Source organism: Pantoea sp. UYEF8, assembly GCF_040546285.1.
Classification (GTDB): domain Bacteria; phylum Pseudomonadota; class Gammaproteobacteria; order Enterobacterales; family Enterobacteriaceae; genus Pantoea; species Pantoea brenneri.
Genome location: NZ_JBEPNM010000008.1, coordinates 153,265 through 165,430, shown reverse-complemented (window position 1 = coordinate 165,430; position 12,166 = coordinate 153,265). Strand labels below are relative to the sequence as shown.

General features: G+C 56.1%; 8 protein-coding genes. 2 read left to right on the top strand and 6 right to left on the bottom strand.

All coding sequences use genetic code 11. The features are described from left to right. Positions 1-9 precede the first annotated feature (9 nt). Positions 10-369 carry a 6-carboxytetrahydropterin synthase QueD gene (gene queD / locus ABIB18_RS15995; protein ID WP_069728893.1) on the top strand — a complete coding sequence of 120 codons (360 nt, stop codon included), beginning with the start codon at positions 10-12 and terminating at the stop codon, positions 367-369. 132 nt (positions 370-501) lie between these two features. Here the strand turns inward: queD and queE are convergent, their stop codons facing one another. From queE to rlmD, 6 genes are all read right to left on the bottom strand, one after another. Beyond that, positions 502-1,173: a 7-carboxy-7-deazaguanine synthase QueE gene (queE, locus tag ABIB18_RS15990; RefSeq protein ID WP_031374738.1), complete on the bottom strand. Its 672-nt coding sequence runs from the start codon at positions 1,171-1,173 to the stop codon at positions 502-504. A gap of 418 nt (positions 1,174-1,591) precedes the next feature. Further along, complete coding sequence (eno, locus tag ABIB18_RS15985; RefSeq protein WP_069728892.1) at positions 1,592-2,887, bottom strand: phosphopyruvate hydratase; 1,296 nt, start codon at positions 2,885-2,887, stop codon at positions 1,592-1,594. Positions 2,888-2,963: 76 nt separating this feature from the next. Continuing rightward, positions 2,964-4,601, bottom strand: a complete 1,638-nt coding sequence (gene pyrG / locus ABIB18_RS15980; protein WP_031374736.1) for a glutamine hydrolyzing CTP synthase — start codon at positions 4,599-4,601, stop codon at positions 2,964-2,966. Between the two features lie 229 nt (positions 4,602-4,830). Further along, entirely contained in the window at positions 4,831-5,619 is a 789-nt protein-coding gene (mazG, locus tag ABIB18_RS15975; RefSeq protein ID WP_031374735.1) for a nucleoside triphosphate pyrophosphohydrolase, read from the bottom strand. Positions 5,620-5,734: 115 nt separating this feature from the next. After that, entirely contained in the window at positions 5,735-7,966 is a 2,232-nt protein-coding gene (gene relA, locus ABIB18_RS15970; RefSeq protein WP_031374734.1) for a GTP diphosphokinase, read from the bottom strand. Between the two features lie 20 nt (positions 7,967-7,986). Further along, complete coding sequence (rlmD, locus tag ABIB18_RS15965) at positions 7,987-9,315, bottom strand: 23S rRNA (uracil(1939)-C(5))-methyltransferase RlmD (RefSeq protein ID WP_031374733.1); 1,329 nt, start codon at positions 9,313-9,315, stop codon at positions 7,987-7,989. A 92-nt stretch (positions 9,316-9,407) separates the two neighbouring features. Between rlmD and barA the strand changes: the two genes are divergently transcribed. Beyond that, positions 9,408-12,137: a two-component sensor histidine kinase BarA gene (gene barA / locus ABIB18_RS15960; protein ID WP_354474776.1), complete on the top strand. Its 2,730-nt coding sequence runs from the start codon at positions 9,408-9,410 to the stop codon at positions 12,135-12,137. Positions 12,138-12,166 lie beyond the last annotated feature (29 nt).

Below are 12,166 nucleotides of genomic sequence, written 5' to 3'. Positions count from 1 at the left end.
AGAACCACTATGTCTACCACTTTATTTAAAGAGTTCCAGTTCGAAGCCGCACACCATTTACCTAACGTGCCGGCCGGACACAAATGCGGTCGTCTGCACGGTCATTCCTTCCTGGTTCGTCTGGAGATTACCGGCGAAGTGGATGCGCACACCGGTTGGGTGATCGACTTTGCCGAATTGAAAGCGGCGTTTAAGCCGGTCTACGATCGTCTCGACCACTACTATCTCAATGATATTCCTGGGCTGGAAAACCCGACCAGCGAAGTGCTGGCAAAATGGATTTGGGATCAGATGAAGCCTCGCCTGCCGCTGCTCAGCGCAGTGATGATCAAAGAGACCTGTACTGCCGGTTGCGTCTACCGCGGTTAACGCTGTCGGATCGAACCCTTCGATCCGGCGCTGCTGCTCCCCTGATTCCCCGAAACGGTTAACTCCCCTGCGGACCGCACGCCTGCCCGGTCACCCCATGGCTGAGGTGCCGCTGCATACCGCCCGCTTCTGTCAGGCGATATTGAGATATTTGTGGGTTTGCATCGACAAACGCCAGTTGCGCGCAATGCAGGTCTCGATACAGAGTCGGGTCGCTTCATCTTTGCGGCTGATCGGCTGTAAGGCAATGATGCGCGGTTTCGCGTCATCAAGGCCGGCCAGTAGCGCATCAAGGGCCTCGACATCACGCTGGCGCGCCACCGGATGTTTGATTTCATCGGCCCGAACCAGCGCCTGCGGCAGCACATCGTAGCCGCCACGCATATTAACCTTGGGTGAAACCGTCACCCAGGTCTGTTCAGAACAGCGGATCTCATGGGTGCCGCTGGTCTCTATCTGGCACTGGAAGCCGTGCTGCTCCAGCACCGTGGTTAACGGACGCAGATCGTAAATCGCCGGTTCACCGCCGGTGATCACCACATGGCGCGCGGTCCAGCCCTGCTGCTGGATGGCGTTCAGCAAGGTTGCCGCATCGGCATCGCCCCAGGCATCACTTTCCACGGTTTTAATTAAAATATCGCCCAGCGACGTTTCCCGATCCGCCCGCTTTTCCCAGGTATGTTTAGTATCACACCAGCTACAGCCCACCGGACATCCCTGTAAGCGGATGAAGATGGCGGGTACGCCGGTATAAAAACCTTCGCCCTGTAGCGTCTGGAACATTTCGTTAATCGGGTATTGCATTACGGACTCGCTTGAAAAAAACAGGGCGCTGATTATGGCAGATTTGCCGCGCAGCTCAACCACGCGTTGTGCCTTTTCTCCGCGCCGGACAAAAGCTAAAACGTCACAAAGAGAGACTTCAGACGGCTAACAGGCTCAAAAGGTGGATGGCAAGGATCGAATAACAAAGCGTCCCGCGCAAGGGACAAAAATGCCGGGAGCGTTTTTGAACAACGCAAAGCGTTGGCCCGGTAACGGGCGCACCTCAGGGATGAGGTGTGTAATCACGCGGGCCGAGCCGGCAGGGATGACGCTTTTGCGTCTTTGCGATCGGGCCTTGCCATCCGCGTCCGCACACCGCCACCAACAAAAAAGCCCCGCACAAGGCGGGGCTTCAGAGGCCGATAATGTCACTTAACGCGACATCAACGCACAGTCATTACTGACCTTTAACTTCTTTCAGACCGTTGAATGGCGCTTTAGAACCCAGCGCTTCTTCGATACGGATCAGCTGGTTGTACTTAGCAACACGGTCAGAACGGCTCATTGAACCGGTTTTGATCTGGCCCGCTGCAGTACCTACCGCCAGGTCAGCGATGGTTGCATCTTCGGTTTCGCCTGAACGGTGAGAGATCACGGCAGTGTAGCCCGCGTCTTTCGCCATTTTGATCGCTGCCAGCGTTTCGGTCAGAGAACCGATCTGGTTGAATTTGATCAGAATGGAGTTAGCGATACCTTTTTCGATACCTTCTTTCAGGATTTTGGTGTTGGTCACGAACAGGTCATCACCCACCAGCTGGATTTTGTCGCCCAGAACTTTAGTCTGATACGCGAAGCCATCCCAGTCAGATTCGTCCAGGCCATCTTCGATAGAGACGATCGGATACTGCTTAGTCAGATCTTCCAGGAAGTGGGTGAACTCTTCTGAAGTAAAGGCTTTACCGCCTTCACCGGCCAGCACGTATTTGCCATCTTTGTAGAACTCAGAGGCCGCACAGTCCATCGCCAGCGTGATGTCTTTGCCCAGCTCGTAGCCTGCTGCTTTTACCGCTTCAGCGATAACGGCCAGCGCTTCAGCGTTGGAACCCAGGTTTGGCGCATAGCCACCTTCGTCACCTACCGCAGTGCTCATGCCTTTGCTTTTCAGCACTTTCGCCAGGTTATGGAATACTTCAGAACCCATACGGATCGCTTCTTTCACGTTTGAAGCGCCAACCGGCTGAATCATGAATTCCTGGATATCAACGTTGTTATCGGCATGCTCGCCGCCGTTGATGATGTTCATCATTGGCAGTGGCATAGAATATTTGCCTGGGGTGCCGTTCAGTTCAGCGATGTGCTCATACAGTGGCTGACCTTTAGAGGCTGCCGCCGCTTTCGCCGCCGCCAGTGACACGGCCAGAATGGCGTTAGCACCGAAGTTGGATTTGTTCTCAGTACCGTCCAGGTCGATCATGATTTTATCGATGTTCGCCTGATCTTTCGCGTCTTTGCCTTTTACCGCTTCAGCAATCGGGCCGTTTACCGCAGCAACAGCTTTGGTCACGCCTTTGCCCAGGAAACGAGATTTGTCACCGTCACGCAGTTCCAGTGCTTCGCGTGAACCAGTAGAAGCTCCTGATGGCGCTGCTGCCAGACCAACGAAACCGCCTTCCAGATGCACTTCTGCTTCAACAGTCGGGTTACCACGTGAGTCGATAATTTCGCGACCGATGACTTTTACGATTTTGGACATTACGTTTTTCCTCAGTACAAGTTAGTCAATCCTAAGACAAACAACGCGCGAAAAGTTCGCGCGCTGCTCGTGAATCTTACTTCGCTAAACGCTTCTGATGCTCATGTGCCGCTTTCACGAAGCCGGCAAACAACGGATGGCCATCACGTGGTGTCGAGGTAAACTCCGGGTGGAACTGGCAAGCCACAAACCACGGATGGTTCGGGATTTCGATAATCTCAACCAGTTGATCATCCCCTGAGCGACCCGCAACCCGCAGACCGGCTGCTTCAATTGGCTTCAGCAGCATGTTGTTAACTTCATAACGATGGCGATGGCGCTCAACGATGGTGTCAGAACCGTACAGCTGGCGAACCTGGCTGCCCGGCGTTAACTGACACTGCTGGCTGCCCAGACGCATGGTGCCGCCCAGATCGCTCTGCTCGCTGCGCACTTCAACGTTGCCGTTTTCGTCACGCCATTCGGTAATTAACGCCACTACCGGATATTTACAGTCTGGCACAAATTCAGTGGAGTTGGCGCCTTCCATCCCGGCGACGTTACGGGCGAACTCCATCAGTGCCACCTGCATGCCAAGACAGATGCCGAGATACGGCACGTTATTTTCACGTGCGTACTGCGCGGTCATCAGCTTGCCTTCGACGCCACGGTAACCGAAGCCACCAGGAATCAGAATCGCATCCAAATCTTTCAGTAATTCGACACCGCGTGATTCAACATCCTGCGAGTCGATCAGTTTGATGTTCACGGTGACGCGATTTTTCAGGCCGCCGTGCTTCAGCGCTTCAATCACCGATTTGTAGGCATCCGGCAATTCAACGTACTTGCCCACCATCCCGATGGTGACTTCACCGCCCGGATTGGCTTCTTCGTAAATCACCTGCTCCCACTCGGCCAGATTGGCTTCCGGTGCATTCAGATTGAAGCGTTTGCAGATGTAGTCATCCAGGCCCTGCGACTTCAGCATGCCCGGGATCTTGTAAATCGAATCGACATCTTTCAGCGAAATAACCGCTTTTTCCGGCACGTTACAGAACAGCGCGATTTTGGCGCGTTCGTTGGCTGGAACGGCGCGGTCAGAACGGCAGATCAGCACGTCAGGCTGAATACCGATAGAGAGCAGCTCTTTGACCGAGTGCTGGGTCGGTTTGGTTTTCACTTCACCGGCTGCTGCCATATACGGCACCAGCGTCAGGTGCATATACATGGTGTGCTCACGGCCTACATCCACCGCCATCTGACGAATGGCTTCAAGGAACGGCAGTGATTCGATATCGCCGACCGTGCCGCCGATTTCGACCAGCACCACATCGTGGCCTTCGCCGCCTTCAATGATGCGCTCTTTAATGGCGTTGGTGATGTGTGGAATCACCTGAATAGTGGCACCCAGATAGTCGCCGCGACGTTCTTTACGCAGCACTTCAGAGTAGATACGGCCAGTGGTGAAGTTATTACGACGCGACATTTTAGTGCGAATGAAGCGCTCGTAGTGACCCAAATCCAGATCGGTTTCAGCCCCATCATCAGTGACGAAAACTTCACCGTGCTGAGTCGGGCTCATGGTGCCTGGATCCACGTTGATATACGGGTCCAGCTTCATGATGGTCACGTTAAGACCACGGGCTTCGAGAATGGCTGCGAGGGAGGCTGCGGCAATGCCTTTACCCAGAGAGGATACGACCCCGCCGGTCACAAAAATATAATTCGTTGTCATGCTGAACCTGAGAGTTTAGGTTTAAAGACGGTGGAATAACCAGGACGGGAAAACAGTATACTGGAAACCGCTATCAGCCACAATTGATGAATCACAGCCATCCTCCAACGCAGTGCTGCGGCTAACATAGCGGATAGCCGTTAATGAAATGTTGATGTACGTCACAAAGTTGTCGCCGCGCTGAATCGTGTAAGCTCAAGCGGCGATTTTATACACAGCGCTGGAATAATCAGCATTTCTCGCTGATTTTCACCTGCTGCCAGGCCGCTTCCATCTGTTCCAGCGTGGCGCCAGGCATGCTCAGCCCCTGCGCGGCAATGATCGCTTCAACCTGGCGGAAGCGACGCTCAAACTTGTCATTAGCCTTTTGCAGCGCGGTTTCAGCTTTGCTGCCAAGATGGCGCGACAGGTTCACCGTGGCGAACAGCAGGTCACCGATCTCCTCCTCCAGCTTCTGGCTGTCCACCACACTTTGCTGCGCCTCGTGCATCACTTCATCGATCTCTTCGTGCACTTTGGCGACCACCGGCCCCAGCGTGTCCCAGTCAAAGCCGACATTGTGGCAACGCTTCTGGATTTTATGGGCGCGCATCAGCGCCGGCAATGCTCTGGGAATATCGTCCAGCGCCGAATGCTGGGCTTTTTCCGCCCGCTCGGCAGTTTTTATCGCTTCCCAGTTTTTCAGCACCTCGCCGCTGGTTTCCGCGCTGGCGTCAGCAAAAATATGTGGATGACGGCGCTCCAGCTTGTCGCTAATGGCGTGGCAGATATCCTCGAAGGTAAAGCGATCCTGCTCGCTGGCCATCTGGGCATAAAACACCACCTGGAACAGCAGATCGCCCAGTTCGCCGCGCAAATCGTCAAAATCCTCGCGCTGGATAGCGTCCAGCACTTCATAGGTCTCCTCCAGCGTATACGGGGCGATGGTGGCGAAGGTCTGCTCACGATCCCACGGACAGCCGTGTTGCGGATCGCGCAGGGTTTTCATAATGCCAAGCAGGCGATCGATGGCGTTCATTCAGGAAAATCCTTTGCGGTTGGTCTTGAGGTGGCGCGTATACGGCGCCTGAAGTGCAGCACGCCAGCCCGGCCGTTCGCCTCTGCGGCGAAAACCGGACCGGCGGCCAGTAGTATCAGTGTAAACGGCGGGCGTCGATGATATCAGAGACCTGATTCAGGCGTGCCAGTACCCGTCCCAGCACCTGATGGTTATAAATCTCGATATCCATGTCGATAGTCGCCAGCTGCTTTTTGGTATCGCTGCGGCTCGACACGCCCAGTACATTGACTTTTTCATTGGCGAGGATGGTGGTGATATCGCGCAGCAGCCCGCTGCGATCGTTGGCTGTCACCCGTACCACCAGCGAATAACCGCTGGAGTAACTTTCACCCCATACCGCGTCAACGATGCGTTCCGGCGCATGGGAGATCAGCTCAGCCAGCTGGTCACAGTCGGCACGGTGAATCGAAATACCGCGTCCCTGAGTGATAAAGCCGACGATATCGTCGCCCGGAATCGGCTGGCAGCAACGTGCAATGTGGTGCATCAGGTTGCCCACGCCCTCGACCACCACGCGCCCGCTCTCTTTGCGCGACGGTGGCGTGTAGGACTTCTGGGTCAACTGGCGCAGCGCTTCGCGGTCTTGCTCTTCGGCGCTCGGCTTGTTGAGCCGGGCCTGCAGGAAATTAACCATCTGGTTAAGGCGAATATCACCACCACCAATCGCCGCCAGTAACTCCTCCAGGGAAGTAACGTTATAGCGCGGCAGCAGCAGCTTCTCCGCTTCACGCAGGCTGATATCCAGCTGATTCAGCTCGTTATCCAGAATCTGCCGTCCGGCGATGATGTTCTTATCGCGATCCTGCTTGCGGAACCAGTTGTGAATCTTTGACCGGCCGCGGCTGGTGGTGATATAGCCGAGGTTAGGGTTGAGCCAGTCCCGGCTCGGGTTCGGCTGTTTCTGAGTGATCACTTCAACCTGATCGCCCATCTGCAGCTGATAGGTAAACGGCACGATACGGCCGCCGATTTTTGCGCCGATGCAGCGGTGACCGATGTCACTGTGGATGTGGTAAGCGAAGTCGAGCGGCGTTGAGCCGGCGGGCAAGTCCACCACATCCCCTTTCGGTGTAAACACGTACACCCGGTCATCGAACACCTGGCTGCGCACCTCTTCCAGCAGTTCACCGGAATCCGCCATCTCTTCCTGCCAGCTGATCAGCTTACGCAGCCAGGCGATACGCTCTTCATGCCCCGCTGCGCCGCGTGCGCTGCTGGAAGTCGGCCCCTCTTTATATTTCCAGTGCGCCGCCACGCCCAGCTCGGCATCTTCGTGCATCTGGCGGGTACGGATCTGGATCTCCACCGTTTTACCCTGCGGGCCTAACACCACGGTGTGAATTGACTGGTAGCCATTTGGCTTGGGGTTTGCCACGTAGTCATCAAACTCGCTCGGCAGATGACGATAAAGCGTGTGGACCGTGCCCAGCGCGCCGTAGCAATCCTGTAAGCGCTCAGCGACGATGCGCACCGCCCGCACGTCGAACAGCTCATCGAAAGCCAGCGACTTCTTCTGCATCTTGCGCCAGATACTGTAGATATGCTTCGGCCGGCCATAGACTTCGGCACGTACGCCCTCTTTGGCCATCTCTTTACGCAGATTGTTGACGAAGTTGTCGATGTACTGCTCACGGTCAATGCGTCGTTCATGCAGCAGTTTGGCGATGCGTTTGTATTCGTCGGGATGCAGATAGCGGAAGCAGTAATCTTCCAGCTCCCACTTCAGTTGACCAATGCCGAGCCGGTTGGCCAGCGGCGCATAGATATTGGTACTCTCTTTAGCCGCCAGCACTCGCTCATCTTCCGGCGCGTCTTTCATTTCGCGCAGGTTCATGATGCGTTCGGCCAGTTTGAGCACCACGCAGCGGAAATCTTCCACCATCGCCAGCAGCATCCGGCGGACGTTATCCACCTGCTCAGACGCCATCGAGTCATTGTGAATCGCTTTCAGCTGACGGATCGCGTCCATATCGCGCACGCCATGCACCAGCGAGACAATGCCTTTGCCGATGGTTTTTTCCAGATCTTCTTCGCTCACCACTTCATCGTTAGCCAGCGGGAAGATCAGCGCCGCACACAGGCTTTCAATATCCATACTGAGCATCGAGAGGATTTCGACCATCTCGATGCCGCGCCACAGCAGCAGCGACTGATCGGGATGGCCCTGGGTTTGCGCTTCACAGTAGCGCCAGGTTTCGGCGACGCGTTGACATGATTGCGGGTTAGCAATACCGAGACTGGCGATCCACTGGTCGAGGGCGAATTCCCCCTCAGTATTTAAATGCGCACTTCTGACCGCAACCATATCCTCTCCTGCACAGCGACTTAGCCCATCGCTTCTGTTTTTCTGAACAGCACCATGGATTCGAGATGACGGGTATGAGGGAACATATCCAGCATCGCGACCCTTTCCAATTGGTAGCCCGCTGACAGCAATGTCTGGCTGTCACGCGCGAGTGTGGTGGGATTACACGAAACATAGACCACGCGTTCTGGTGCAAGTTTAACCACATGCGCCATAACGCCAGCAGCCCCGGCACGAGCCGGATCGAGTAATACCTTGTTAAATCCCTGTGCCGCCCACGGCTGGCGCGACACGTCTTCCTCCAGGTTATGCTGGAAAAAGCGAACATTTTTAAGATTATTCAGCTCAGCATTATACGCTGCCTGCCGTACTAATGCTGCAATGCCCTCCACACCAACTACATTTTGTACGAAGATTCCGATAGGAAGTGTGAAGTTTCCCATACCGCAAAACAGGTCCAGCACCTGGTCTTCCGGCTGCAGATCGAGCCAGCTTAGCGCCTGTGCCACCATCTGCTGGTTCACCGCATCATTTACCTGAATGAAATCCTGTGGACTGAAGGTTAGCTTAAGTTGATGAGAGTGATAAAACGGCTTCGCTTCGGTTAACGGCGTTAATGTCTCATCACCTGCATCCAGTAACAGCATCAGCTGATGCTTATGCGAAAACTGTTCCAGCTTTTCACGGTCTTCCGCCTGCAGCGCATCAAGATGGCGCAGGATCATCAGTGGACCGTTGTCCGCCAGCACCAGCTCAACGTGGCCGAGACGCCTGACGGCGCGTAAGCCACTCAGGCACTGGCGCAGCGGCGTGATCAATGCCTCAAGTTCGGGCATCAAAATGGGGCATTGCTGGATATCGACCAGATCGTTGCTCGCTTCCTGGCGAAAGCCCATCTGCAGGCGCTGCTGCTTGTTGTGCCACTGCAGGCCCAGCCGGGCGCGACGGCGATAGCCCCAGGGCTCACCGGCAATCACCTCATCAACCGCCACCGGCTGCTGTGCCGCCTGGCTCAGCATCCGGCTCAGCGCCCGGGCTTTGCTCTGCTGCTGCAGTGCCACTTCCACATGCTGCTGCTGGCAGCCACCGCAACGCTGAAAATGCGGACAGCGCGGCGTGACGCGCGCCGGACTGGTGTTTAACAGCCGCGTCACTTTCGCTCGGGCAAATTGCCGTTTATCCTCTGTCAGCGTAATTTCTGCCTGTTCGCCAGGCAGCGCACCGCTGACAAAAATGGTTTTGCCTTTATGACGCGCCACGCCCTGCCCGAACGGATCAAGCTCTTCAATGGTGACGGTAAGGCGTTGTTGCGTCGCCACGCGCTGTTTTGCAGCGTAAAATTGCGCCATAGTGTTGTTAATTCTCTTTCTCTAAAAACGATGTGCACAGGTTTGTCGACGGATGCACAGGGACGTTAAGCCGGAGTAGCCAGGCGACTATTATGACCAAATACAGCCTGCGGGCGCGAATGATGATTTTAATCCTGGCACCCACGCTGATGGTTGGCCTGCTGCTCAGCTCATTTTTTGTGGTGCATCGCTACAACGAACTGCAACGGCAGGTGATGGATGCCGGTGCCAACATCATCGAACCGCTGGCGATCTCCAGCGAATACAGCATGACCTGGCATAATCGCGATGCGATGCGCGAACTGGTCAGTCTGCTGCACCGCCGCCACTCCGGTATTGTCCGGGCGATTTCGGTGTTCGACAACCATAACCAACTCTACGTCACCTCCAACCACAAGCAGAACCTGAGCCTGCTGCAGCAGGATGATATTCGCGCCCTGCCCGATGATGTCTCAATGGAACGGCACGGCAGTCTGCTGATTCTGCGTACCCCGATTACCACCGAACGCTATGACGTGGACGAATTACCGGATGAAGATGCCAAACCGGCGGGTAATCCGCTGGGCTATGTGGCGATTGAGCTGGATCTGCAGTCGGTGCGGCTGCAGCAGTACAAAGAAGTGTTTGTCGCGACGCTGATGCTGCTGTTCTGTCTCTGTATTGCGATGCTGTTCGCCTACCGCCTGATGCGCGACGTCACCGGCCCGATCCGCAATATGGTCACCACCGTGGACCGGATTCGTCGGGGTCAGCTCGACAGCCGGGTCGAAGGCTACATGCTGGGGGAGCTGAGCATTCTTAAAAACGGCATCAACGCGATGGCGATGTCGCTTACTGCCTACCACGAAGAGATGCAGCATAATATCGATCAGGCGACCTACGACCTGCGCGAGACGCTGGAGCAGCTGGAGATACAGAACGTTGAGCTGGATCTGGCGAAAAAACGGGCACAGGAAGCCGCCCGCATCAAGTCCGAATTTTTAGCCAACATGTCGCATGAACTGCGCACGCCGCTGAATGGCGTACTCGGCTTTACCCGTCAGATGCTGAAGACCCAGTTGCGCGCCACCCAGCGCGATTATATGCAGACCATTGAGCGCTCGGCCAATAACCTGCTCAGCATTATCAACGATGTGCTCGACTTCTCGAAGCTGGAAGCGGGCAAGCTGATGCTGGAGGCGATCCCCTTTCCGCTGCGCGCCACGCTGGATGAAACGCTGGTGCTGCTGGCACCGTCGGCCCATGACAAAGGTCTGGAGCTGACGGTAGTGTGCGACAGCAGCGTACCGGATAACGTGATTGGCGATGCGCTGCGCCTGCAGCAGATCCTGATCAACCTGATTGGCAACGCGATTAAATTTACCGAAAAAGGCACCATTGGCCTGCGCGTCGGACAGCGGGTAATCACCCATACCCGGGTCGAGCTGGAAATTCAGGTCGAGGATACCGGTATCGGCATCTCTGAGCAGCAGCAGACCCAGCTGTTCCAGGCGTTCCGTCAGGCGGACGCCAGCATTTCTCGCCGTCACGGCGGGACCGGACTGGGGTTGGTGATCACCCAGAAACTGGTGCGGGAGATGGGCGGGGAAATCACCTTCAGCAGCCAGCCCGATCACGGCTCCACCTTCGTGATTCGGGTGCAGTTGGATCTCAACCCGAATGCGCCAGGTATGCCACGGGTGCTGGAGGCGCTGTCGCATGCGCGTATCGCCTATGTGGAAGCCAATCCTGCAGTAGCCCGGGCGGCACTGGAGATGTTAAGCGCGACGCCGCTGCAGATCGATTACAGCGAGACGCTGGAGGGCTTAAGCGAGGCGCACTATCCGCTGCTGCTGATGGCGATGCCGGTTAATGTCAGCCAGCATCAGTTACTGGCGGAAAGCCAGATTAATGCCCTGCTGGATCGGGCCGATCATGTGCTGATGGCACTGCCCAGCCCGATGATGCTGCTGGCCGATGAGCTGAAGGTGCGCGGCATTGATAGCTGTATCGCTAAACCGATCTCCCTGACCCGCCTGCTGCCGATGTTGCTGGATCTGCACACCCGTCAGAGCAGTGAACTGCCGCTTTCGCCGCGCCTGCCGTTAACGGTGATGGCGGTGGATGACAATCCGGCCAATCTCAAGCTGATCGGCGCTTTACTTGAGGAGCAGGTACAACGCATCGTGCTGTGTAACAGTGCCGAACACGCGATTCGCGAAGCCCGCCAGCAGGCGCTGGATGTGATCCTGATGGATATTCAGATGCCTGATATTGACGGTATCCGCGCCAGCGAAATCATTCGCAGCCTGCCACATCATGCCAGTACGCCGATTGTCGCGGTCACCGCCCATGCGATTGACGGCGAGCGCGAACAGCTGATTAAAGCGGGGATGAATGGCTATCTGGCCAAACCGATTGATGAAAGTAAGCTAAGCCAGCTACTGGCGCGCTACACGCCACCGCCAGCCGCCGCAGTTCCGGAACTGCCGCACATTCTGCCGACGCTCGACTGGCAGCTGGCGCTGCGACAGGCAGCCAACAAGCCGGATCTGGCGCGCGATCTGCTGCGGATGCTGCTGGAGTTTTTACCTGAGGCCCACGCAAAAATCGCGCAGTTTATGGCCAGTAATGAGGTGAGCGCGCTGCGTGAGATCATTCACAAGCTGCACGGCAGCGCCAGCTACAGCGGCGTGCCACGCATGAAGCAACTTTGCCATCAGCTGGAGCGCGAACTGCTTCAGGCCAGCGATATTGCCGCGCTGGAACCTGAACTGCTGGAGTTGCAGGATGAGATGGAGAATGTCGCCAGAGAAGCCCGGCGGATACTGGGCGTCGAATAATACCGGCACGGCATTGCCCTGCTGCCGCA